At 35.1% G+C, this 22,209-nt stretch carries 28 protein-coding genes; 23 read left to right on the plus strand and 5 right to left on the minus strand.

Translation table 11 applies throughout. The annotated features are described in order from the left end of the window. Positions 1-210: 210 nt before the first annotated feature. The 3 genes from ACSBPO_RS10955 to ACSBPO_RS10965 all read left to right on the plus strand — a co-directional run bounded on the left by ACSBPO_RS10955 (position 211) and on the right by ACSBPO_RS10965 (position 1,664). The gene (locus tag ACSBPO_RS10955) at positions 211-663 is read left to right on the plus strand and encodes a MarR family winged helix-turn-helix transcriptional regulator (protein WP_442600080.1); all 453 of its coding nucleotides are present in this window, start codon (positions 211-213) and stop codon (positions 661-663) included. Between the two features lie 24 nt (positions 664-687). Beyond that, the gene (locus ACSBPO_RS10960; protein ID WP_442600081.1) at positions 688-1,203 is read left to right on the plus strand and encodes a GNAT family N-acetyltransferase; all 516 of its coding nucleotides are present in this window, start codon (positions 688-690) and stop codon (positions 1,201-1,203) included. 203 nt (positions 1,204-1,406) lie between these two features. Next, entirely contained in the window at positions 1,407-1,664 is a 258-nt protein-coding gene (locus tag ACSBPO_RS10965) for a hypothetical protein (protein WP_442600082.1), read from the plus strand. 34 nt (positions 1,665-1,698) lie between these two features. Here the strand turns inward: ACSBPO_RS10965 and ACSBPO_RS10970 are convergent, their stop codons facing one another. After that, on the minus strand, positions 1,699-3,111 hold the full coding sequence (locus tag ACSBPO_RS10970; protein WP_442600083.1) for a PQQ-dependent sugar dehydrogenase: 1,413 nt from the start codon (positions 3,109-3,111) through the stop codon (positions 1,699-1,701). Between the two features lie 152 nt (positions 3,112-3,263). Here ACSBPO_RS10970 and ACSBPO_RS10975 point away from each other — a divergent pair, with 152 nt between their 5' ends. From ACSBPO_RS10975 to ACSBPO_RS10990, 4 genes are all read left to right on the plus strand, one after another. Further along, entirely contained in the window at positions 3,264-3,653 is a 390-nt protein-coding gene (locus ACSBPO_RS10975; RefSeq protein WP_442600084.1) for a cupredoxin domain-containing protein, read from the plus strand. A 175-nt stretch (positions 3,654-3,828) separates the two neighbouring features. Continuing rightward, on the plus strand, positions 3,829-4,053 hold the full coding sequence (locus tag ACSBPO_RS10980; protein WP_442600085.1) for a hypothetical protein: 225 nt from the start codon (positions 3,829-3,831) through the stop codon (positions 4,051-4,053). Positions 4,054-4,245: 192 nt separating this feature from the next. Continuing rightward, entirely contained in the window at positions 4,246-4,863 is a 618-nt protein-coding gene (locus tag ACSBPO_RS10985; protein WP_442600086.1) for a CPBP family intramembrane glutamic endopeptidase, read from the plus strand. 109 nt (positions 4,864-4,972) lie between these two features. Beyond that, positions 4,973-5,539: a DUF4256 domain-containing protein gene (locus tag ACSBPO_RS10990; protein ID WP_442600087.1), complete on the plus strand. Its 567-nt coding sequence runs from the start codon at positions 4,973-4,975 to the stop codon at positions 5,537-5,539. 458 nt (positions 5,540-5,997) lie between these two features. Here the strand turns inward: ACSBPO_RS10990 and ACSBPO_RS10995 are convergent, their stop codons facing one another. After that, positions 5,998-7,167, minus strand: coding sequence for an IS256 family transposase (locus ACSBPO_RS10995; protein WP_442598645.1), 1,170 nt, complete (start codon positions 7,165-7,167; stop codon positions 5,998-6,000). A gap of 404 nt (positions 7,168-7,571) precedes the next feature. Here ACSBPO_RS10995 and ACSBPO_RS11000 point away from each other — a divergent pair, with 404 nt between their 5' ends. Further along, positions 7,572-8,015: a GNAT family N-acetyltransferase gene (locus tag ACSBPO_RS11000; RefSeq protein WP_442600088.1), complete on the plus strand. Its 444-nt coding sequence runs from the start codon at positions 7,572-7,574 to the stop codon at positions 8,013-8,015. A 100-nt stretch (positions 8,016-8,115) separates the two neighbouring features. Beyond that, positions 8,116-8,823, plus strand: coding sequence for a YetF domain-containing protein (locus ACSBPO_RS11005; RefSeq protein ID WP_442600089.1), 708 nt, complete (start codon positions 8,116-8,118; stop codon positions 8,821-8,823). Positions 8,824-8,911: 88 nt separating this feature from the next. On the opposite strand, the gene ACSBPO_RS11010 is transcribed toward ACSBPO_RS11005, so the two are convergent. Beyond that, entirely contained in the window at positions 8,912-9,259 is a 348-nt protein-coding gene (locus tag ACSBPO_RS11010; RefSeq protein ID WP_442600090.1) for a hypothetical protein, read from the minus strand. Positions 9,260-9,405: 146 nt separating this feature from the next. Between ACSBPO_RS11010 and ACSBPO_RS11015 the strand changes: the two genes are divergently transcribed. Together ACSBPO_RS11015 and ACSBPO_RS11020 are read left to right on the plus strand one after the other, a co-directional pair. Then, on the plus strand, positions 9,406-10,266 hold the full coding sequence (locus tag ACSBPO_RS11015) for a hypothetical protein (protein WP_442600091.1): 861 nt from the start codon (positions 9,406-9,408) through the stop codon (positions 10,264-10,266). A gap of 97 nt (positions 10,267-10,363) precedes the next feature. Next, the gene (locus ACSBPO_RS11020) at positions 10,364-10,549 is read left to right on the plus strand and encodes a spore germination protein (RefSeq protein WP_442600092.1); all 186 of its coding nucleotides are present in this window, start codon (positions 10,364-10,366) and stop codon (positions 10,547-10,549) included. A gap of 245 nt (positions 10,550-10,794) precedes the next feature. Here the strand turns inward: ACSBPO_RS11020 and ACSBPO_RS11025 are convergent, their stop codons facing one another. Further along, on the minus strand, positions 10,795-11,247 hold the full coding sequence (locus ACSBPO_RS11025; RefSeq protein ID WP_442600093.1) for a C40 family peptidase: 453 nt from the start codon (positions 11,245-11,247) through the stop codon (positions 10,795-10,797). A 220-nt stretch (positions 11,248-11,467) separates the two neighbouring features. Between ACSBPO_RS11025 and ACSBPO_RS11030 the strand changes: the two genes are divergently transcribed. Next, complete coding sequence (locus ACSBPO_RS11030) at positions 11,468-11,731, plus strand: hypothetical protein (RefSeq protein ID WP_442600094.1); 264 nt, start codon at positions 11,468-11,470, stop codon at positions 11,729-11,731. 249 nt (positions 11,732-11,980) lie between these two features. Here ACSBPO_RS11030 and ACSBPO_RS11035 read toward each other — a convergent pair whose 3' ends face one another. Beyond that, the gene (locus tag ACSBPO_RS11035; RefSeq protein WP_442600095.1) at positions 11,981-12,421 is read right to left on the minus strand and encodes a cell wall hydrolase; all 441 of its coding nucleotides are present in this window, start codon (positions 12,419-12,421) and stop codon (positions 11,981-11,983) included. 288 nt (positions 12,422-12,709) lie between these two features. On the opposite strand from ACSBPO_RS11035, the gene ACSBPO_RS11040 reads away from it, so the two are divergent. The 11 genes from ACSBPO_RS11040 to ACSBPO_RS11090 all read left to right on the plus strand — a co-directional run bounded on the left by ACSBPO_RS11040 (position 12,710) and on the right by ACSBPO_RS11090 (position 22,175). After that, entirely contained in the window at positions 12,710-13,123 is a 414-nt protein-coding gene (locus ACSBPO_RS11040) for a cytidine deaminase (protein WP_442600096.1), read from the plus strand. A gap of 67 nt (positions 13,124-13,190) precedes the next feature. Then, positions 13,191-13,355, plus strand: coding sequence for a hypothetical protein (locus tag ACSBPO_RS11045; RefSeq protein WP_442600097.1), 165 nt, complete (start codon positions 13,191-13,193; stop codon positions 13,353-13,355). Positions 13,356-13,414: 59 nt separating this feature from the next. After that, a complete protein-coding gene (locus tag ACSBPO_RS11050) occupies positions 13,415-14,275 on the plus strand; it encodes an MBL fold metallo-hydrolase (protein WP_442600098.1) in 861 nt (286 codons plus the stop codon). A 65-nt stretch (positions 14,276-14,340) separates the two neighbouring features. Next, positions 14,341-15,165: an SAM-dependent methyltransferase gene (locus ACSBPO_RS11055; protein ID WP_442600099.1), complete on the plus strand. Its 825-nt coding sequence runs from the start codon at positions 14,341-14,343 to the stop codon at positions 15,163-15,165. Between the two features lie 219 nt (positions 15,166-15,384). Continuing rightward, complete coding sequence (locus tag ACSBPO_RS11060) at positions 15,385-16,746, plus strand: MATE family efflux transporter (protein WP_442600100.1); 1,362 nt, start codon at positions 15,385-15,387, stop codon at positions 16,744-16,746. A gap of 419 nt (positions 16,747-17,165) precedes the next feature. Further along, on the plus strand, positions 17,166-17,705 hold the full coding sequence (locus ACSBPO_RS11065) for a sigma-70 family RNA polymerase sigma factor (RefSeq protein WP_442600101.1): 540 nt from the start codon (positions 17,166-17,168) through the stop codon (positions 17,703-17,705). Beyond that, positions 17,705-18,130 carry a PadR family transcriptional regulator gene (locus ACSBPO_RS11070; protein WP_442600102.1) on the plus strand — a complete coding sequence of 142 codons (426 nt, stop codon included), beginning with the start codon at positions 17,705-17,707 and terminating at the stop codon, positions 18,128-18,130. Before ACSBPO_RS11065 ends, ACSBPO_RS11070 begins: the two co-directional genes overlap by 1 nt. Positions 18,131-18,134: 4 nt before the next feature. Further along, a complete protein-coding gene (locus tag ACSBPO_RS11075) occupies positions 18,135-19,397 on the plus strand; it encodes an FtsW/RodA/SpoVE family cell cycle protein (protein ID WP_442600350.1) in 1,263 nt (420 codons plus the stop codon). Positions 19,398-20,276: 879 nt separating this feature from the next. Continuing rightward, positions 20,277-21,704: a Na+/H+ antiporter NhaC gene (gene nhaC / locus ACSBPO_RS11080; protein ID WP_442600103.1), complete on the plus strand. Its 1,428-nt coding sequence runs from the start codon at positions 20,277-20,279 to the stop codon at positions 21,702-21,704. A gap of 129 nt (positions 21,705-21,833) precedes the next feature. Then, positions 21,834-22,010 (plus strand): hypothetical protein, encoded by a 177-nt coding sequence (locus tag ACSBPO_RS11085; protein WP_442600104.1) that lies wholly within the window; start codon positions 21,834-21,836, stop codon positions 22,008-22,010. 24 nt (positions 22,011-22,034) lie between these two features. Beyond that, positions 22,035-22,175 (plus strand): hypothetical protein, encoded by a 141-nt coding sequence (locus tag ACSBPO_RS11090; protein WP_442600105.1) that lies wholly within the window; start codon positions 22,035-22,037, stop codon positions 22,173-22,175. Positions 22,176-22,209: the final 34 nt, after the last annotated feature.

The raw sequence follows: 22,209 nt of genomic DNA on the forward strand, positions 1-22,209 counted from the left end.
AATGGTATAAGATGATGAAAAGAGGTAAAACCCAGGACTATAAGACTCTGGGTTATTCTTTGTTCAAATACCTCGAATCAGGTTAACGGGAAAATAAATTTTGATCCTCTTATCATTACAGTTTGTTGCAAATACAACAAATTTAAGTTAAATTTAATTCATATTATTATTGTTGTATTTACAACATTAATACGAGCTAAGGAGGTCAGCATGAAGGAAATTCTCCGTGAAATAGGGATGATAGCAAGGGCATTAGATTCTATAAGTAATATCGAATTTAAAGAATATGACCTTACTAAAGGGCAGTATTTGTATCTTGTGCGAATATGTGAAAATCCGGGAATCATTCAAGAAAAGTTAGCTGAGATGATAAAAGTAGATCGAACAACTGCATCTCGTGCGATAAAAAAGCTTGAAGAAAATGGATTTATAGAAAAGAAAGACGATGAACAAAACCAAAAGATAAAAAAACTCTTTCCAACAGAGAAAGGAAAAAATGTTTATCCGTTCATCAAAAAAGAAAATGATTTTTCCAATAAAGTTGCGTTAGAGGGTTTTTCTGAGGTAGAAGTGGAGACCATCTATCATCTTCTTCAAAGAGTGAGGAAAAATGTAGAAGTGGACTGGGAATACGTTAAAAAAGGAAATAAAAGAATTTATTGATCATATAAAGGAGCGACATACAAAATGACAATGAACATACAAGAGTGCAAGCTTGAAGATTTATTCATCCTTCAAAAAATTAGTTACGAAACATTTAATGATACATTTAAGGACCAGAACTCACCTGAAAATATGAAAGCCTATTTGGAAAAGGCATTTAACTTAAAACAATTAGAAAAAGAATTATCCGATCCTTCTTCACAATTCTATTTTGTTTATTTTCATAATGAAGTTGCTGGATATTTAAAGGTTAATACCGATGATGCTCAGTCAGAAGAAATGGGTGATGAATCCCTAGAAATTGAAAGGATTTATATAAAGAACAAATTACAAAAACACGGACTTGGTAAAAATCTTTTTAATAAAGCGATTGAATTGGCGAAGGAACAAAATAAAAAGAAAATTTGGCTTGGTGTTTGGGAAAAAAATGAAAATGCGATTGCCTTTTATAAGAAAATGGGGTTCGTCCAAACTGGAGCCCACTCCTTTTATATGGGTGATGAAAAACAAACAGACTTTATCATGACTAAAACTTTTTAAAAAGTTTTTTAGAAAGTTGAGTTATTTAATAGAAGTTTTACAGGGATATTGAAAAAAAAAATTAAGAGCGTGAATATTCAACTTTATGTGATTATCTTTCACCTGAACTACTAAAGAATGAACTTAAGGTATTGTTCATTTTAAGATTTAAGGATTGGTTAGCATACAGAACTCAAATTGAGATATTCGAAAGAGGTTACATTATGTCTATAAGTTTTACACAAATTGTCATTCTTCTTTGTCCGTTACTTTTTCCACTCCTCACCAAAAAATGGACTTGGTTTTTCACTATGACTATTGGATATGTTGTTTATATTTTATGGGGTGTGTTTCTTCATGCTACTTCAGATATTACTGAGTACGGTACTGGTTATGGCATGTTTATTGTTCCATATTTAATCGGCATATCAATATTAGGTGCTACTTTGCAACGTAACATTCATTTCCAAAAAGAGAAATAATGTGCCTTTAAATAAATTTCCCAAATCACGGGAGCTAAGGAATGATTTCAAAAACAGTGCCTTGATGAAAATCCGTTACTTTCATTGAGCCATAAACTCCTAAATATAATCGTGTTTGATTCAGATTGGCACCTAAACTTACATAATAAGCGGATGGAGATCCAAAATCATAGTTTGTTTGAATGACACTAAAATCATTTTGTTTACCATCTGGTCTAACGCGGGTATAAGCTAAAGCCCCTCTAACCTGAGGTTGGGATTTCTTCCGAGCAACATCCGTAAATACAACGCTACCTGTTAAATCAGGGATTCCATTCCCCATATAAGCTTGCACCCCTGTAAGTGCCGTTCCTTCAAACTTATCTGTTCTGGCGTCTTCGTGATAATAACTAGTTAAAGGTTGCAGTCGACTGCCTGAAAGGGTGACTGCTTCATTATAATAGGCGATTGCTTTCTCATCTAAATTCGGATTTTTTGTGCAGTCTCTATTGATTGAAGTAGGAAAAGCACCTTCCCATCCACGCCAGCCAAAGTTAACTAATCCTTTTTGGTTAAAAGTAGAAGTTTGGGTAGAGGCTTGAATTAGTTGAGTAACGGGAATTGGTTGATATTGAACGAATGAAAAGATGGATTCAACCAAATCCTGTCCGACATTTCCTACATACTTCAAATACTGATTATGAAACTTTTGAAAAGAAATGCCTGGTATATTCCGAACCCCTTTGGCCATTACCGAGAGGGTTTCCTGAATCGTAGGGGGGAGTTCATTAAAACGTGTGACAATGGGTGGATTCTTAATGGTTGTATTTTTACTCACATCAATTTCAATAATTTTCCCAGCGATTTCTAGATTGTCCTGACTTAAGTTGAATGGATCATAACCTGCGCCGCCATCTCCAGTTGTTAAAACAAGTTTTCCTGTTTCAGGTGAAAAGTTTAAACTATTGACACCATTATGATTAAAAAATGGTCTCCTTATGTTTAGTAATGTCCGTCGTTTTCGAGGTTGACCATTCGATTGTAAAATCCATTCTTCTACTGTATCAATATGGTCATATTGAGTTTCTCTATTTATCCAGCTTAAGGATAACGTTTGAGGATCACACGGGTCAGGTTTAAAACCACCAGGAAGAGCACCATGGCCTTCTGATCCAGCTACTGAATAATGAAGATAAAATAGGCCGTTATTATAAAAATAGGGATGAAACGCGAGCCCTAACAAGCCCCTCTCATCATAGCCACCGCTAGAACCTCCCAGTTTTAAAATTCGCTGGCGGATGTCTAAAAAAGTCTTCACACTTCCGTTTCCTATATAAAAGATTTCTCCAACCTGGGTTGCAACAAATAATCTTTCTATAGAGTCACCTGGGAGTATAGTTGTTTTTATAACAGTAGGCAAATTTATCTTGCTCAAGATTGGCCGTAAACTAACCTTCACTTTTTTCAACTTAGATGACCTCCTTCTTATTGATTTCTTTTATAAGAATATGATTAGTACGGTTCTATAAGTACCAAATTAGGCCTGTGAAAATCTAATTCATTTATTGATAAAACTTGTTAAATTGGAAAAAATATGGTTTAGGAAAGGAGGGATTGCGAATGTCTATAAAAAAGTGGTTAACAGGATTGGTTGTTTTTCCTGCCATGATGGTAGTTCTCACAACGCTCGGAACATATAGCGTAGTTGCTCAAACTAGTAACGATAATCAACCTGCGGTGACAGTACAAGCGGTTGATGTACAGTTGAACGATGATTCCTTTAATCCGAAAGTGATCACGATCCCTAATGGAAAAGCAACAAAGTTGATATTGAAAAACGCAGGTGTAAAAGAACATACCTTCACAGTGGAAAAGCTCGGAATTGACGAGGAAATCCAACCTGGAAAAGAAGTAACCATTACCGTGAACCCGAAAAAGCCTGGTACATATGAACTAATCTGTCGGTACCATTATAGAGAAGGAATGGTTGGACAAGTAGTTGTCCAATAACAAGCAAGGCCTAACGTGGCCTTGCTTTTTTATCGGGATATAATAAGAAAATAGTGTTAAACTTTGTTGTTTTGGGCAATTCTTTTTTGATGATTTGAGCAAAAGCAAGATTCAAGAAGGAAGTTATTTATAAAAGTAGAATTAGTAAAGATAATAACTTTAAAGGATGGTATAGATGTCAACTTCTGGAATGCTTGGTGTTGGAAATTGGATTGGGATCCTTACAACTTGTCTAATAATCCTATGTTTTTATTTTACTCTTACTTTTTTTGAACAGTTGCGCAAGGGAGAAGAACGAATCATTAAACAATCTAAAATAGCAGCCACCATTTGTTTCACTCTAGCTTTCATTATTCCAGCAATCTATAAATATTATATTTATCAACAAATGATGAAATAATAGGGGGACCACGTCAAAAAGTAGGTGAATGGCAAATTGTATTGTTTGGCGATGCTATCATAAGGCATCGCTATTTTTGTTGAAAAATAATAGAGTTACAACAGTTTAATAGTACTAAAATTGGAAATTATATCATTCTATTGTAAAATTAAATTAGTATTTTATTGAAGCCAGATCAAAAGGGGATTTTGTTTGAAGAAAACATTATTTTTTATATTATTAATTTTAGCTTTATTTTTGTCCCTATCCATTCCGACTTACATTCATATAAATGATTTCAATCTGATGGCTTGGCAACGAAACACATGGGAATGGAATTACATCGGTGTCTCTTTTAATTATATTTTATTTATTTTGCTTGTGAACATTACAAAAAGTAAGATGGGGGAATTAGGTTTACAAGTAGGTAAATGGAAAGAAAATATCGTTTGGTATAGTTTAATCTCTTTTGGTGTTTTATTTCTTTCTAAATTAAGTGATTATTTTTCTAAAGTTGAATTGATCTTTTACTTACCATCTTTAAGTACCGTTTTGTTTCAACTGCTCTTTGTGTCCATAGGAGAAGAACTGTTTTGGAGAGGTTTTGTACAAAAACAATTTGGTTTTTGGTATTCATCTATAGGGTTTGGAATCATTCACTTTTTATCCACTTTAGCTGCTGGCAATACACTCATAAACGCAATTGCCTATGGTGTAGTCACATTTTTACTTGGCACAATCTTTTCTTGGATTCGTAAAAAAACAGAGTCCGTTTATCCAAGTATTTTATTACATGGTTTATACAATATTTCTAATTATTTTATTAAATAATCGAAAACAGCGCCCTCGATATATATCAATTATTCTGTGAACAAAAAAGAATAGATAAAGCTGTTTTGTCCGTAAACTATTTTGAGAAAAAAATAAGGGGGAAATTAATATGACAATCGCGAACAAGGAGTTGTCCGTAGAACAAAGGGAAGAACTACTTTCAGCATTGAAAGTACGTTTTGAAAAAAACATGAACCGACATGAAGGTGTTGGATGGGCTAAAGTCGAAGAAAAGCTATTAGCAAATCATGATAAACTTTGGTCGCTTTATGAAATGGAAAGCACTGACGGTGAACCTGATGTCGTTGGTTATGATATAGAGAAGGACGAATACATTTTTTATGACTGTTCCGCGGAAAGTCCTAAAGGCCGCAGAAGTGTTTGCTACGATCGTGAAGCGCTAGAGTCGAGGAAAAACCATAAACCAGAAAATACTGTTATGGATATGGCTGCTGCAATGGGCATTGAACTTTTAACGGAAGATGAATACCGTGAGTTACAGAAGCTAGGAAATTTCGATACGAAAACATCGAGTTGGGTGAAAACACCTGCAAATATTAGAAAACTCGGCGGGGCAATCTTTTGTGATCGTCGCTACGACACGGTCTTTGTGTATCATAATGGAGCAGACTCCTACTATGCTGCCAGGGGTTTCCGCGGCTCGCTAAGGGTTTAAGATCTTTTGATTTTAAAAAAGATAAACGTTTTCTACATAACTATCAAGGACTAGAACGAAACAAGGTGTTGCTAAAGCACACCTTGTTTTTTTTAGCGAAAAATCAATAGATTCCATCATTTGTTATTAAATCATACGGCAATCATAGCTTTTTTGGTTTTCTTGTCCTATTCAAAATTTTAGCGGACAGGGAATCCGTTATTCTCATAAAAAACGCTATATTAGAGTTATTATAGGACACACAGTTCGTTATTTACTAAAAAACTACCTAAAATGATATCCAATCACCTACTTAGCGGAACGTGTGTCCGATAAAAGAGTCAAGTCCTAACAATTGTGTAAATTCCTATCTCCAATGTTACAACCTATATATGTTATTTAGTGTTTTATAATTTGGATTACTGGAAAGGGGGGCCCCCCTTTCCAGTAATCCAAATTTCGCTTCGAGTTTCTCTATATTAATTTCGTTGCGTGTATCTTTTATTTAACACGATAAGATTTTCATTCTCCATTAAAAGTGCTCCTATAAGACGAAATGCCGACTGTGTATTGGGGAATATACGAATCACTCTTTCTCGTCTTCTGATTTCTTGGTTTAATCGTTCTAATGAGTTTGTACTCGCAAGATGACGATGGTATGTCTCTGGCTCATTAAAATATTGGATGGAATCTTCGAATCCATCCTCTAATATTTCAATTGCATTTTTAATTTTGGGGTTATCTTCGTAACGTTTAATAAATTCATCTTTAAATAATCTAGCTTCTTCACAAGATATAGTTTGAAAGATTCTTCTCATATCTGCGATAACTTGACTCATTTCCTTTTTAGGGAGCTTGTTTATGATATTACGCTTGAAATGAACGGTACACCTTTGCCAAGCCGTTCCAATAAACTCGCGTTCAATTGCTTTCTTTAATCCTTTATGAGCATCGGAGATAACAAGTTTAGGGGACTGTAGACCTCGCGCTTTTAAACTCTGCAAGAAGCCTTGCCAGGCTTCAAAACTTTCAACATGATCAATTTTCAATCCAAGAATCTCTCTTTTTTTCTTCTCATTCATAGCCGTAACAATATAAACTGCTTTTGAGACGACTTTATTATGCTCACGCACCTTAATATACATAGCATCTGCAAATAAATAAGGATAATATTGAACATTAAGAGGGCGATTAGCCCACTTATTTACAATAGGATCAAGCTTCTCCGTTAATGATGAAACGAAAGATTTTGAGACAGCTTCACCACAAAGCTGTTCAATTATATTTGTAACTTTACGTGTAGAAACACCGTTAACCACCATTTCTAACATAGAGAGAACAAGGGCTTGATCAACCCGTGAGTATTTCTCAAAAACTGTTGGAGAGAACTCACCCTCCCTAGTCCGAGGGACTCGTAATTTAATCTTTCCAATACTGATAATAAGTTCTCTTTCATAATAACCATTTCTGTAATCACGGCGCTCTGATGAGCGTTGATAGGAACCAACTTGTAAATAATTATCTCGTTCTTTTTCCATATACTCATTTAAAACTAAAACGATTGCAGACTTTACCACTGTTTCAATATTAGAATTCATTATGGAGTCTTTTAAAAGGTCCATATCTAGGTTAAACTGTAATTGAGTCATTTTATATACCTCTTTTCAATGTTTTTCTTGGTCGTTAAACATTGTTGACAAGAAGGAATAAAATGACTCATTTTCTTTTTACACAATTATAAGGACTTAATCGATAAAAGAGGAAAAACAGCAAATTTCAAACGAATAACGGAACTGATGTCCGATAATAATCCCCATTAATGTTAAAAACAGTTTTTTTCGTTCTATTCTCTGGTAGTTCGAAACGAAGGATAAATTATGATATTTACCAAAAACTACTAGCAAACTTACTAGGGATTTAGGCACTTTATTTGGGGGTTTGACATTGGAACCACAAACTATTTTTGTTTTTATATCCAGCTTCATTTTTTTAAGATTTACTTAGAAAATAGAGATAGATAAATTTTAGATTTTTAGGGAGGGGAGTTTGACACATGAATTTTGATTATACGATTTTTCATTCCATCCCACATAGAGATGTATTAGATGGTATTTTAAAACTCCATGAAGACATTTTCGGTTCTTCAGATGACTTGATTGAAAAAATGAATCATAAACCTAAACTGGTAGTTGTCACTGCGATGGATGAGAAAAAAATTGTTGGATATAAGATTGGATATGAATTGAATCGTACTACATTTTATAGTTGGTTAGGTGGAGTAGATAAAAACTACCGGAAACACGGTGTTGCATCCATGCTAATGGCAAAACAACATCAATATTTAAAGGAAAAGGGTTATAAAGTGGTTCAAACTAAAACCATGAATAAATGGCGGAATATGTTAATTTTGAATATTAAAAATGGGTTTGATGTACTAGATACTTATACAGATGAAAACGGTTTACATAAAATCATACTTGAAAAGAACTTGGTCTAAGAAAAATCAAGGTGATGATAACATTGATACAACTAAGTAATTTTTTAATAAATTACCCTAAATTGGAAATAGCTAATAGAAAGATAAATTTATTGAAGAGGTGGACAATTTGGGGCTTCCGGAATTAATAATTAGGGTTGGGTTATCATTTTTTATATTATTTATACTCACTAGGATTATGGGAAGAAAAGAAATAAGTCAAATGACCTTTTTTAATTTTGTTTCCGCTATTGCCATTGGTTCTATAACAGCCAGTCTTGCTACCATGTCAGACCTAAAGATTTCCTTTGGTGTCATTGCTTTAGTATTGTGGAGTGTCTTCACCGTTGCCATGGGGATCATGGATATTAAATCAAAAGAAGCAAGAAAAGTCATAGAAGGAGAACCATTAGTTTTGGTAAAGAGTGGAAAAATTATGGAACAATCACTAAAGAAAACTCGGCTTAGTACGAACAGTTTAACCGCCATGCTGAGGCAGAAAAATGTGTTCTCCATGGCAGATGTGGAATTTGCTATTTTTGAAACGGACGGTAAGCTTTCGGTGTTGAAAAAAAGCAACAAACAGCCTGCAACAGTAAGTGATGTAAAGGGAAAACCCAAACAACCAAATATCTATTCTATGTCGACACCAATCATTTCAAACGGAATCATTGATCAAAAAAATTTAACAAAATTAAATCTAGACCAAAATTGGGTCGATCAACAATTAAAGCAATCAGGAGTGGAGGATATTTCTGAAATCTTTTATGGGGAAGTACAGCAGGATGGTTCGTTGTATATTGATAAGAAACAGGATGATCTTCAATAAGATATAGGCATGAATGAAAAAAAGCAAGTGGAGAAAAACGACATGCTTTTTCCCCACTTGCTTTTTTTAACGACTTATAAGACAGTCGTTATTCCTTCTTATCTTTCCCCAAATTTTCAACCTTCTTATTAGGCATCGTACGGTAGATCTGCGTATTCATACTTCCTTGCACAATGTTTTCAAGAAAAAACTCACCAATCAATTTTAAATACTCTTCATCATCAAACATTTTTTTGTTTTGCAATTCCATTTCAGCTAATCCTTCATAAGTAGCTAATAAGGAATATGTATGGTCTTGCCCAGTAATTGGTGATAGTATTTCTATATTATGGTCAAAATTACCATTTCGGTATTTTTTAATTTCTAATAGGTTATCTATACCTTCTTTAAATTTGCTTTGTTGGATTTGAAAGGTTTGATAAACAATAACAGACATTATTTCACTCCTAAAGACGAATTTGGTTATTATTTACCTCAAATAATTTCTTTTGATTTAAGAAATAAATCATACATAAATATTATTATGACCATATATTTTTAAAAAATAACATACCCTTTTTTAAAATGGGAGGGGAAACAAAAATGAAGAAATTTACATATAGGGGAATGTTTCCGTTTATCGGAATACTGCTAATAATCGGTTTATGGTGGGGCATATCTAAGTTTAAAGACCTCATAGAACCACTGAATCAATCTGATGCGTTTGTATACAGTAATAATGCTAAGCTGTATTGGTTTGAGCTAACGAGTCATAAAGGAAAAGTGGAAGGAAACCTTCATGAGGAAAAGCTCATAGATGAAATGGGAAAAGCACCATTTATTGAGAAAAAAAAGTACCCACTAACAGGAAAGGTAATTGAAAAAGGGTATGTGTTTCAAGTTAAAAAAGGTGAGAAAATGCTCTCCTATGACGCATCGTTTTCTGGACCACATCTTTCTATTCAAATGCAGGGGAATGAAGAGCGTATATTATACAATCCTGTTGACCAGAAAGAGCTCAATGAATATGAAAAAGCGTTACTTGACTATTACAAGGAAGAAAGAGAAAACGAGCAATTACGGAAATTTTTCACCGAGCTTCGTAAGGTCTATGCATATCTCTATACCTCAGAAAATAGTTCGTATCAATTATTTATCAAAATCGACGAAGCTTTATTGGAAGGTGAGTTAACAGGCTCTCTTCTTATGGTGGCTGAAACAGGGAATAAAGACCATCCGTATGAAGAAAACAACTATGTTTTAAACGGAGTCACGGGAGGAAATGGAGTTAGGTTCTACACAACTGTAGAAGGAAAAGAGACAAAGTTAGAGGGGAAATTCCTTAATAGTGTTAATGAAATGAAGCTGTCGTTTTGGGCAACAGACGATATACTCACATTTCATGCTGTAACCGCAGAAGAATACAAACAAAAATATGACGAATTTAAAGAAAAGGTACAATAAGAGAAAGATTAAACAGAAATCCATTTTAATCAGTTCTGTGCACAACCTTTCCACTAAAGAATATTTTAGAAGTATATGACAAAAGGAATGATTGCTTATGACAAATATTGGACCAATCACAATAGATAGTGTTGGTGGATCAGCCATTGTCCAATTTGGTCCTGTCCAATTTATTTCTCCCAAGTCCGTCAGTAAAGCATGGTATGGTGCAGGATCTTCCAATAGTGGAAGTAATATTAATACCTATAGTGGCATTAGTTTTTCCAATGGCGTTCAAGGATAAGCTGAAAAATTCTAAGCTCAGAAAATTACCTCCAAAGAACAACCAATGCTCTATCCTCTCTGGATGGAGGTTTTTTATGTCATCGAATAGATCCATTTGTGTAAGAAAACCATAGATAAAACACCCTATTCCGAATGCAATAAGGAATATAATAAAAAGCCTGTACAAGAATAGTCATCTTAGATACAGGCTTTTATATATATAAAGTTAAAAGTTTTTACCATTTTTATTAAAAAAGGATATCGTTATACGCGTTTTGTTCCGATGTACCTTGAATGCCAATAAGAATTGTTTGTATAAGTAATCATGACTCCTTTTGAAGATGATGCCATGATCATTTTACCGTACCCGATATACATCGCTACGTGTGTTGGTCTACTCGCTTTCGTTGGTGCATAGAACATTAAATCACCTGGCTGTATATTCGTATAAATACGATAGCCATTTCCATAATACATTTGTGCAGCTGTTCGGTTTAATGTCTTTCCCGCTTTTGCATAGGAATATTTTACAAGACCTGAACAATCAAAACCGCTAGGGGAAATTCCACCCCATACATAAGGTACTCCAAGATTAGATTTAGCCACTGATACTGCTTTTGTATTGTAATAAGCAGCTTCTGCTTTATCACCCATGTTAGCAAACAAAGAGCCACCAGAAACGATCAAGAAAAAGGTTACGATGATTTTCTTTAGCATGATTGTTACCTCCTAGTGTGATTTGCATTTCTAATATACTAGGATGATGTAACAGGGACATCACATACATATTACAATTTCATTACAAACATTATTCTAATATAATTTAGGATAAACTAACGAAAAATATTAAGTATTATGATTAATTGTCAGGAGAGAGAATATAGGTGGTAGGAATGTAAGATAGGGTAAGGGATATTTTAACATATGAGGTGAAACTATGTTCCGTCATAAGAATAAACTGATTATTCCCATTGTATTATGGTTACTTGTAGCCATTGGCTTCGGATTTTTTGGGTTGCTTGGTTTTATTACAAATGTAGCTGAAAGAGGGTTTCGAACAACCGTCTGTGGAAGTTTAGGTTGTACGAATGTGGAGTATATTCTTTCTATTGCTTGGATTGTAGGAATGGTTTTACTAGTATATATTCTTCCGATTCTTGTAATGATTTATCTTTTTCTTAAAAGGAATAATAAAAAATAAAATTCGTTTTTTTATAAAGGATGTTTTCCTAAAAATTGTGGTTTTGGTAAAAATCTTGACGTTTAGGCGAGGAGTCTTAGTGGAAACGCTAGTTCGCCAAGCTAGACTCTTGATGAAATAAAGCCTCTTACTTTGAAGGGACATTACTGAATCATTTATCCTCTTTTTAAAATTATGAATTAGAAAAAAGCTTAGTGATTGCCAAACCTTTCGATGAATCAAAGAAAAAGCTTACTCAAGAGAGTAAGCTTAACCGCTGTAAACCGCATCACAGGTTCCACCTTTTGGTTCATAATAACAATGGTTTTTATATTGCCCAGCAAAAGGTTGACCGAACCATGTTGGAGGACATGGAGCATATGGATTAAAATACCAAAGTGCAAATTTCGCTGGCTGTTCTCTCCAATAATCTAAATTTTTTTTCGCTAAATTTTTTTCAACCGATCGTGCTCTTTGATAAAATACATTCCCTTTTTGAACAGCTTCAAAGGAATAATTTCCTCCTTGAACTTGAAAAATAACATGGGAAACGGTTCGCAAATTTTTAAAATCTAAACAATTGGCTTTCAGGCGATTGACAATGACATTCCCCACATATAACATTCCCTGTTTTCCTTCACCTTCGGCTTCTGCTCTCATCATCCTTGCCATCAAGGCAATATCAGAAGTTCTGTAATTTACTCTTGGCATACTTACACCTCCAAAATATAGTATGAAAAAAAGCCCACTTTGATGTAGATTTTTTAAAATAGATTTTAGGTGCATTTGAAAAGACAAATTCGCCAAATACAATACATTTTAGGTATAATATGGATTAATTCATCATAGCAGTTCCATCCAAGCCTTTTCGTCATGGAAGGACAAAATGAGAAAACTCAAGCAGATGAGTAGGATAAAGGAATTTTGCTGCAATTAACACTTATGGTATTGCCAATATAAAGATAAATATCACCAATCATATTGAGGGAGTATATAAAGATGAATATTGAAAAAGAATTGTTTGATGCAGCGGCTAACTTAATTAAAGTTAGATACCCTAAAGGAGACGGCTATGCAGCTGCCATGCTTACGGAAGATGGTCAAATTTTAACTAGTGTTGCTCCGCATACATTTAACCCTTCTACTGAAATTTGTGTGGAGACAGGTGCCATATGTGAGGCGCACAAGTTAAATAAAAAAATTACTCATTCTATTTGCGTTTTTAGAGAAGATGAGAATTCTCATTTTCAAATATTCTCACCTTGTGGCATATGTCAGGAAAGACTTTTTTATTGGGGTAAGGATGTGAAAGCAGCTATTTCATCAAAGACTGGGGATGTCATTTTTAAAACCCTATCGGAGTTGCAACCATATCATTGGTATAACATTATTGATGATACATATAAATTTTAAGTCCACATGGATGCTGGAGAAACTTTCATTCATTCTTTCCGTATTTATGTTCAGGCAGGTGAAAAGAATGGAAAAGAAGGTTAAGTTTTATACAAGAAGAAAAAATATCTTTTCTGCGATGATGCAGGAGTATTTAGAAATAAAAGATATGAAATTAGAAGATGCAATGAAGTTAGCAGAAATACTGAAAAAATATGGATTTATGATTAAAGTAGATAATAAAGAAGTCTAACAAAATCTCGAATAAAGTTCCTATTTACATACCATAAACGATGAAAAGAGAGAGAAACTATGCAGCAATTAAATAGAATTGGAGAATCATTTTGGTATTTGACTCCTGTGTCTGAAACAGACAGACCGATATTAGGCATGGTCGTTGGCAACGATTTGACCTTGATGATTGATGCAGGAAATTCGGAAGCACATGCGCAGTTATTTTTAGAAAAAATTGCTGAACAAAATATAAGCAAGCCAGATTTGGTTGTATTAACTCATTGGCATTGGGATCATATATTTGGACTATCCGCCTTAAAAAATGCTTTATCTATTTCCTCAGTAGACACGAAAGAAGAGATGTTGAAACTATCAACATATGAATGGACAGATGAGGCTTTAGATCAGCGAGTTCAAGAGGGGACCGAAATTGAATTTTGTGCTAGTTGTATCAAAAAAGAATATGGTGATCAAAGAAATATACACATTGCTTTACCTAAAATAACCTTTAAACAGCGTATGGAAATCAATCTTGGCGGTGTGACATGTATATTGAAACATGTAGGTGGAGATCATGCACCCGATTCGATTGTGATATATATAAAAGAAGAGAAAATTTTATTTTTAGCTGATTGCATTTATGCGGACATTTTTTCACCTAAACGAAACTATACGAAGAAACGAACGTTAGAATTAATCAAACAGTTGGAAGAATTTGATGCAGAAACCTATATTCTATCTCATTGGAAAGCTATTACAAAAGAAGAGTTTTTACAGGAAACTCAACTGTTAAAATCGATTGCACACTATACCGAGACATGTAGGGGCAATGAGGAGAAAATAAAGGAAGAATATGGTCAATCTCTTAATCGAGAATTAACGGAAGATGAACTAGAAACTATCGAGTATTTTGTTAATGGTTATCACATAAGAACGTAGGGTTTTTATTCAAAATACCCTTTTACTAATATATATTGATGATGGTTAAAGGAGGGGAGTTATAGATGAAGTCATTTCAACTAAACGAAAAAACAGACGCTTTTATATCCAACTATTCTTTATTTGAAGATGATCCAGTTCAACAAATCCAGTTACAGCATCGTTTGGATTTAGTAGAGAATTTTGAGATTCAAAAAGGAATGCGTGTATTAGAAATAGGATGTGGCCAAGGTGACACAACGGTTGCCTTAGCCGATGCGGTTGGTGAAAGCGGCTTTGTGGTGGCCATAGATATTGCTCATCCTGATTACGGTGCACCCTTCACCCTTGGTCAAGCAACAGATCGGATTAAGAAGTCATTATTAGGTGATCGTGTTTCCTTCCATTTAGAAATGGATTTGAATGACTTTGAATTGGAAACTCCATTTGATATTGCTGTTTTATCTCATTCTTCCTGGTATTTTAAGAGACCAGAAGATTTACTAAAATACTTTATAAAATTACGAGGAATGGTAAAACGAATTTGTTTTGCAGAATGGGATCTTGAATTTACTCACATTCATCAACGTGCTCATTTTTGTGCCGTCTCCATCCTAGCGATGTATTCCAATTTCGTACATAATGATGGAAATATACAAAATTTATTTGATAAAGCTCAAATTCAACACTTACTTGAAAAAGCAGGGTTTATTATCGACAAACAAAGTACGGTGGATGCAACCTATTTACAAGATGGCCAGTGGGAAAAGGGATATGCAAATAGTATTCGGCAGCGATTTAATGAAGTTCCAACCATGATCCAAACGATGATTACAAGTTATTATCAACTTATGAATGCTTCCAATGGCGACGAACAATCGTTAAATAGTTTTATTCTGTGTGCAAAATAATGAAGGCTATATTTTTAGATTGGGACAATATTAATTTCGAAGGACCGTCATTGGCGGTCCTTTTCTTGTGACCTTATGTTTATAAGTTGGATGTAAAATGAGCTAGAATAATACGTGGGATACTGCATGAAGTGTAAACGTTTCCATCATTTTTTTGTATCATTTTCGCTGAAATGTCGTTAAAATAGGGTTTATATTTATAAAAAGAAGGCGAAGACATTGAGTATAAAAAACAACAAGTTTCAGGATCAGTCATTATTTAGCATCACGTGGCCTTTATTTATCGAGATTTCTCTTCATATGAGTATGGGGATTATTTCTACGTTAATTCTGAGCGGTTATTCCGATAACGCTGTGGCAGGGGTTGGGGTAGCTAATCAAATTATTAATATTTTTATTTTAGTTTTTAACGTTACGGCGATTGGGGCGACCATCCTTATCGGCCAAAATTTAGGAGCCAACCATTTGGAACGTGCAAGGCGCCTTGCCAAATCCGCATTTGGTGTAAATGTTTGGGTTGGAATTGCGATGGCCGTTGTGGTGGCAGCATTTGGTGGAACGTTTCTAAAATTTTACGGACTTAGCGGAGAAGTGTATGATTTTGCATTAACCTTCTTAACTATCACAGGTTTATCTCTTTTTCTAGAAGCTATTTCGTTAGCTTTAAGTGCGGTATTACGCAGTTATGGACATACAAAAGAAACGATGGTTGTGACAGTGATTATGAATGTGATCAACATCATCGGTTCATTTATAGCCATTAAAGGTTTATTCGGTCTTCCTGTAACTGGGGTGGCGGGAGTAGCATATTCCATGGTGGTAGCAAGAGTTTTTATCATTGTCGCGCTCTTTTACTTTGTTTATAAGCAACTAGCTTTAAAGTTTCATATAAAGGATATTTTTAAAATCGATAAAACAGACGTAAAGGGACTGCTTTCTATTGGGGTTCCTTCTGCAGGAGAAAATCTATCCTACCAATTATCACAAGTGATGATTACAAGTTTTGTGGCCCTAATTGGAGATGGTGCATTGGCAGCACGTATATACATTTTAAATATATCCATGCTTTGCTTCCTGTTTACATTCGCCATTGCTCAAGGGACACAGCTTTTAATTGCTCGGTATATCGGTGCTAAACAATATGATAGAGCACTTAAGAGAGGCCTTAAAACGTTAAAAATTTCTGTCATCGTATCAGCGGCTGTTTCTCTCACAATTGCCTTAATCGGTAAGCCTGTTTTGAATGTATTTACAACGGATTCAACTATTATGGCAATTGCTTTACCCGTACTATGGGCGATTGTGTTTATCGAGCCTGGTCGTGCCATGAATATCGTGCTAATGGGTTCCTTAAAATCAGTAGGGGATGTAAGATTCCCTGTTATCATCGGAATTATCTGTATGTGGGGAGTAGCAGTTGTATTTAGTTACATCTTCGGAATCACACTTGGATTGGGCTTATTAGGAATTTGGCTAGCGCAAGGGCTTGATGAATGGGTGCGAGGAGTATTTGCCTTAAAACGTTGGCTATCCCAACCTTGGTTAAAGAAAAAGCCTATAGAACAAGAAGTTACTGTATAGATTATTGGAGCATGCTGATGTTGTTGGCATGCTTTTTTTATATAATGATATGCTTGTTGTTTTATAGGACACAGGTTCCGTTATTCTAGTAAAAATGATGTTTTTTCCTGGTCTTAAGGACACAGGTTCCGTTATTCACTATATTTCATAGAAATAGGTATACTTTAGGAGCAATAACGGAACCATAGTCCGATAAACCTCTAAAAAGGCAGTATTTTTATAGAATAACGGAATGAGTGTCCGATAAGTATGTTTAGCGGATTCATTTTTCAAAATTTTAGCCCCTGATTAACAAAGACTTTTTACATAACCTAATAGAATTTCATTCCTTAATAATAGAATGAAAGAAATTTTTTATTTTATAAAAACTTCTTCCCAGAGTACTACGTCTAAGATTTGTAGAGAGGAGGCTAGGCTTTATGGAAGAAATCGTTGCTGCAGCAATGGAAGCCGAGGATAAAGAAATCCTTTTAGATGAAATGATGAATCGATATGGACAAGAGATCTTACAACTTGTTTATTCTTATGTAAAAGATAAATCGATTGCTGAGGATTTGACGCAGGATATATTTGTCAAATGTTTCAAGTCATTCGACACCTTTAATGGTAAGTCGAAGCTAAGAACGTGGCTATGGCGAATTGCCATCAATCATTGTAAAGATTTCCTTAGAAGCTGGTATAAGAAAAATGTGGTCATAACCAATGATGATAGCATGACAGATAATGGTTTAAAAATGGGTTTGGTTGAAGAGACAGTCGTTCAAAAAGAGGAGGATGATCAACTCATTCAGGCCATTATGATGCTTCCTATCAAATATAGAGAAGTGATTTATCTGTTCTATTACGAGGAATTGCCAATAAAAGAAATCGCCGTTCTTACAGATACTGGTGATAATACGGTGAAAACTAGACTCCGACGAGCAAAAGAACTACTAAAAGAAAGATTGGAGGATTTGTAATGGAGGATCGTTTAAAGAACCTTAAGAAAATCATGGATCAGCGAACCTTTCAGGACTTTACCTTTTCGGAAAAACATAAGAAGAACATTTTCGAAAAAGCAACTCGTCACATCGAAACAGACGAAGATATTCAACTGGCTGTCCTACAATTGTTAGTTCAAGCTAAAACTGGATTTGAACTAACAGCTCTTTTAAGAGGTCGTGGAATTAGGGCATTTGAAAATAAGGAAGGCGCTATATACACAATCTTGCATCGATTGGAGCAGACTGGATATTTACATTCAAACTGGGATGATTCAGGAGCTAAATATTATGAGTTAAATGATAAAGGCAGAAAATTATTAAAGAAAGCAGACAAAAAGCAAACAAAGAAACAAGTGGTGTTTAAAGCACTGTTAGAAGGTGGTGGATTCATTGACGAATAGTAAAATGCAGGATTTTCTAAATGAAGTCACCCAACAAATTAAATCAAAAGAAGCCAAAAAGTTTGTAGCTGATGAATTAAAGCACCACATCAATGAAGCTCAGAAAACGTGGACAGAGAAAGGTCTAACGGACCTAGAGGCTGAAGCGAAATCGATTGAGCAAATGGGCAGTCCCACTAAACTTGGTATCCAAATGAACAAACTACACCGACCAAAAGTGGACTGGTGGATGGTCACGCTGCTTGGGGTAGTTCTCCTTCTAGGGTTCCTGCCATTAGTGGCTCTAGACCAAAACGGCTATTTGGGAACACCAATCTTTATGCAAAATAAAGTGATCATTGTGATTTTAGGTGCTTTAGTAGCTGTTGGAATCATGTTCATCGATTATCGTAAGTGGCAAAAGAGAGGGTGGGTGTTTTACGGAATAGGGGTATCCATTCTTTTAGCGATTCGGTTTTTGCCGAATCAAATCATCAATGGCATCCCGCGAATTGACATAGGACCATTAACGATTGAAAATTTAATGGCCGTTCCATTTTTTATGTTAGCATGGGCCAGTTTTTTTAATCATGCTCGTTTTAAAATTTGGCAGTTTATCGTTTTATTTATATTCCCTGTGTTATTGTTTCTAGCCATACCAAGTGTCACAAGTGTTTATATTTACACGATAATGGTTGGCATCATGCTTTATTGGAGTCAATTTAGTCGAAAAACGGTCATCAGTCTATTAGGTGTAGGCATCGGTTCTGTTCTGCTAATGGGTATCTTTTTATGGAACTATCTCAAGGAATACCAAAAAGTAAGATGGCTCTCTTTTTTAAAACCTGAGGACTACTCGGACACGTCTGGGTATCTTTACTTACGAATAGAGGAGTTTCTATCGAAAGCAGGATGGTTTGGGGCTACCGGGAGAAAAGAATTTATCCCGGATGCGCATACTGATTTTGTATTTGTTACCTTCACGTATTACTATGGCTGGTTACTGGCAGCAGCTTTAGTTTTGGTTTTAGCGTTGTTTGCACTAAGAATTGTATTGGTAACCTATAACATCAAAGATTCTTACGGCAAATTGTTGTTAGTTGGAGCGGTGGCTCTATACCTAGCGCAGTTAGCAACCAATGTAGCCATGATTTTGGGAATTTTCCCGTTGGTAGGGATATCTCTACCATTCATGAGTTACGGTATTATGCCTACCTTATTAAATGCGGTTTTAATAGGTGTGGTTTTAAGTGTGTACCGCCGGAAGGATTTGTTGGTTGCGGTATAAATCAGGGGAAGCAATCGGAATTTTCTTGCTGTTAAATGCACAATTAGTGGAGTAATAAATCGGGTGCTTTGGCACCCGGTTTATCACTATAGGACACAGAATCCGTTATTTGTTAATTTTTCCCCATTTTATCAAAGTTAAAGGACACCAGATCCGTTATTTGCTAAAAATCTATCAAAAATAGCTCTAAATCGCTTAATAGCGGAACGTATGTCCTATATATCTCAAAAACACGGCGTTTTACCTGCAATAGCCGAACGTATGTCCTATAAATATACACAATTCAAATGATTGGAAAATATATATAAGGAAGATCAGATCCGCTACCATTTCGCTTTTATAAGCCAATTAAGGCTTCATAAAGCCATTCAAAGCGAATTCAATCTTCTTTTTTTTGATAAAAAACCTAGCAAACACACTTCCTATCCCACACCATCTTGGAGGATATGAAAGGATTTCTATGTATTCTCATAGGTGAGTATTGCTCAAAAGCTCTCAGCAAACTTAATCCTAAAATATGAATGTATATTCAATTTTACTGATATGGGCATCTATAGTAAGCTTTTTATATACCGTTTGGAACTTCCATTCTCCATTTATTCCTTTCGAAACCGCGTTTTAAAATCACACGTTTTTCTCTACCCATGTCATAAAGTTATCCTAGATATCTTTATAAAAGCTGTTTTCGTATAGATTGTTGTTTTCGTAAAAATCCCTAATGCCGGATTTTTACAAGCTCTCTTAATAAGTGCTCAGCTCTTTTCTTCATACTTATATGAGTTTAACACCCTATAAGGTGTAATGCTTATTTATTAATAGAAAAAACAACAAAGTTTCAGAAAAGAGCTCTATATAAAAAAATCAAAAAGGAGTGGTTTGTTGGTTACCGATAATCTAAGAAAACCTTCATTTATGTATGCATTATCTATGTTAGTTGCAGCGATTGCTGTCATATCAATTGGCATTCTTGCCTTTGATGCACCGATTCAAATTCTGATGTTTATCAGTATGCTTGTTTTGATTCCATTTATGATGGGGTTAGGTTTTACGTACAAACAAGTAGAAAAATCGATGATGACGTCGATGGGGAAGGCCTTACAGCCTGGTATCATTTTGTTGACCGTCGGCATTTTAATCGGTGCATGGATTGCTTCGGGTACCGTACCTACACTAATTTATTACGGTATTCATGCGATATCACCACAGTTCTTTTTAGTGACAACGTTACTTTTCTGTTCTCTTGTATCCGTTGCTACCGGGACTTCCTGGGGAACCATCGGTACAGCAGGGGTTGCCATGATGGGAGTAGGAACAACTTTAGGTATTCCGGTTGGTCTTACAGCTGGAGCTATCATTAGTGGTGCCTATTTTGGAGATAAGATGTCCCCGTTATCTGATACAACGAACTTAGCACCAACTGTTACAGGAGGAGAACTCTTCTCTCATATCAAGCATATGCTTTGGACTACGATTCCGGCCTATATTATAACAGCCTTGATTTTTACCTTTATCGGGTTAAAATATCATGCAGGCACTGTTGACGCAGAGAACGTACTTCAATTAACTACTTATTTAAAAGAAAACTTTCATCTAGGGATTGTTCCGTTAATTCCCATTGTGGTTCTTATTGCTTTATTAGTCTTAAAGAAACCAGCGATTCCATCCATTTTTATCGGAGCAGCAGTTGGTGGAATCATCGCTATGATTTACCAAGGATTCAGCTTTTCTGATACAATAACTATTTTCTATAGCGGATATCAAGTAGAGTCAGGTATTGAAATGGTCGATAGTTTACTTCAACGTGGTGGTTTAACTAGTATGCTTCCTTTGATTGCCTTATTCTTATTTGCCCTTGGATTGGGTGGAATGCTAGCGGAATCAGGTGTATTAGAAGCCTTAATTGCTTCATTTGCTGATAAAATTCATCACACAGGAACACTTGTTTTTGTAACGATCATGGTGAGTTATGCGACATTGGCCATCGGTGGATCCGTTTACTTTTCAACCGTAATGGGCGGAACATTAATGAGACCAATTTTTGAACGATTAAATTTAAAGCCTGAAAATCTTTCAAGAATCTTGGAAGATACCGGAACCCAAAGTGCTTCACTTGTTCCTTGGACGGGAAGCGGCTTGTACACCTCAGGTGCACTAGGTATCGCAACTGGTGCCTATCTTCCATTCTGTTTCTTGGCGCTTATCACACCATTAGTTTCCCTGTTCTATGGAATAACAGGGTTAACCATGACTAAGTATGAAACACCAAAGAAGCAAAAGAAACAAGCAGTGACAACCGTTGAAGCATAGTTTAATAAACCTCTATCCAATTGGGTAGAGGTTTTAGTTTTCCTTTTTTTAAATAACAAAAGGAGCAGATTCCCGATACATAATATATTAATTAAATCAAACACTACCATTTAAAAGGTGGTGTAAAACATGGAAAAAGATAACCAAAATATCCCTCAGGAATTTCAAAATAAGGGAAAAGAAAATCCAAGCAGTAAAGACGTTGAAGTGAATTTAGAAAATAACGATATTCAGACAGATAGTGTGATGATCACTGGTGGTGGTGACCCTAATTTGTCCCCAGATGCTGGTAAACCAATGATTTAGTAGGTTATGGAGGGCTAGTTTAACATGGACAAAGATAATAATTTTATAGCAGCCTCACTTTCCCCAGAGTTAATTAGTGAAATTCATTTACTCGAAGAAAAGTTAAGTGAGCAAGCAAATAAGAATGTCGTATTAATTGCTTACGAAAATGAAGAAAATTCATAATGTATGAAAATTTTTATGATAAAATACGTACTAT

Source organism: Neobacillus sp. D3-1R (assembly GCF_052180215.1).
Classification (GTDB): Bacteria; Bacillota; Bacilli; order Bacillales; family Cytobacillaceae; genus Pseudoneobacillus.

Bases quoted from the DNA above. Each gene is read 5' to 3' on its own strand.
- ACSBPO_RS11045 (WP_442600097.1), top strand. From the start codon at position 13,191: ATGGAAAAGAAGGTTAAGTTTTATACAAGAAGAAAAAATATCTTTTCT.
- ACSBPO_RS11055 (WP_442600099.1), top strand. From the start codon at position 14,341: ATGAAGTCATTTCAACTAAACGAAAAAACAGACGCTTTTATATCCAAC.
- ACSBPO_RS10965 (WP_442600082.1), top strand. From the start codon at position 1,407: ATGTCTATAAGTTTTACACAAATTGTCATTCTTCTTTGTCCGTTACTT.
- ACSBPO_RS10995 (WP_442598645.1), bottom strand. From the start codon at position 7,167: ATGACTCAATTACAGTTTAACCTAGATATGGACCTTTTAAAAGACTCC.
- ACSBPO_RS11040 (WP_442600096.1), top strand. From the start codon at position 12,710: ATGAATATTGAAAAAGAATTGTTTGATGCAGCGGCTAACTTAATTAAA.
- ACSBPO_RS11000 (WP_442600088.1), top strand. From the start codon at position 7,572: ATGAATTTTGATTATACGATTTTTCATTCCATCCCACATAGAGATGTA.
- ACSBPO_RS11035 (WP_442600095.1), bottom strand. From the start codon at position 12,421: ATGCCAAGAGTAAATTACAGAACTTCTGATATTGCCTTGATGGCAAGG.
- ACSBPO_RS11070 (WP_442600102.1), top strand. From the start codon at position 17,705: ATGGAGGATCGTTTAAAGAACCTTAAGAAAATCATGGATCAGCGAACC.
- ACSBPO_RS11075 (WP_442600350.1), top strand. From the start codon at position 18,135: ATGCAGGATTTTCTAAATGAAGTCACCCAACAAATTAAATCAAAAGAA.
- ACSBPO_RS11030 (WP_442600094.1), top strand. From the start codon at position 11,468: ATGTTCCGTCATAAGAATAAACTGATTATTCCCATTGTATTATGGTTA.
- ACSBPO_RS10980 (WP_442600085.1), top strand. From the start codon at position 3,829: ATGTCAACTTCTGGAATGCTTGGTGTTGGAAATTGGATTGGGATCCTT.
- ACSBPO_RS10975 (WP_442600084.1), top strand. From the start codon at position 3,264: ATGTCTATAAAAAAGTGGTTAACAGGATTGGTTGTTTTTCCTGCCATG.
- ACSBPO_RS11015 (WP_442600091.1), top strand. From the start codon at position 9,406: ATGAAGAAATTTACATATAGGGGAATGTTTCCGTTTATCGGAATACTG.
- ACSBPO_RS11085 (WP_442600104.1), top strand. From the start codon at position 21,834: ATGGAAAAAGATAACCAAAATATCCCTCAGGAATTTCAAAATAAGGGA.
- ACSBPO_RS10990 (WP_442600087.1), top strand. From the start codon at position 4,973: ATGACAATCGCGAACAAGGAGTTGTCCGTAGAACAAAGGGAAGAACTA.
- ACSBPO_RS10960 (WP_442600081.1), top strand. From the start codon at position 688: ATGACAATGAACATACAAGAGTGCAAGCTTGAAGATTTATTCATCCTT.
- ACSBPO_RS11065 (WP_442600101.1), top strand. From the start codon at position 17,166: ATGGAAGAAATCGTTGCTGCAGCAATGGAAGCCGAGGATAAAGAAATC.
- ACSBPO_RS10955 (WP_442600080.1), top strand. From the start codon at position 211: ATGAAGGAAATTCTCCGTGAAATAGGGATGATAGCAAGGGCATTAGAT.
- ACSBPO_RS11025 (WP_442600093.1), bottom strand. From the start codon at position 11,247: ATGCTAAAGAAAATCATCGTAACCTTTTTCTTGATCGTTTCTGGTGGC.
- ACSBPO_RS11090 (WP_442600105.1), top strand. From the start codon at position 22,035: ATGGACAAAGATAATAATTTTATAGCAGCCTCACTTTCCCCAGAGTTA.
- ACSBPO_RS11050 (WP_442600098.1), top strand. From the start codon at position 13,415: ATGCAGCAATTAAATAGAATTGGAGAATCATTTTGGTATTTGACTCCT.
- ACSBPO_RS11010 (WP_442600090.1), bottom strand. From the start codon at position 9,259: ATGTCTGTTATTGTTTATCAAACCTTTCAAATCCAACAAAGCAAATTT.
- ACSBPO_RS11020 (WP_442600092.1), top strand. From the start codon at position 10,364: ATGACAAATATTGGACCAATCACAATAGATAGTGTTGGTGGATCAGCC.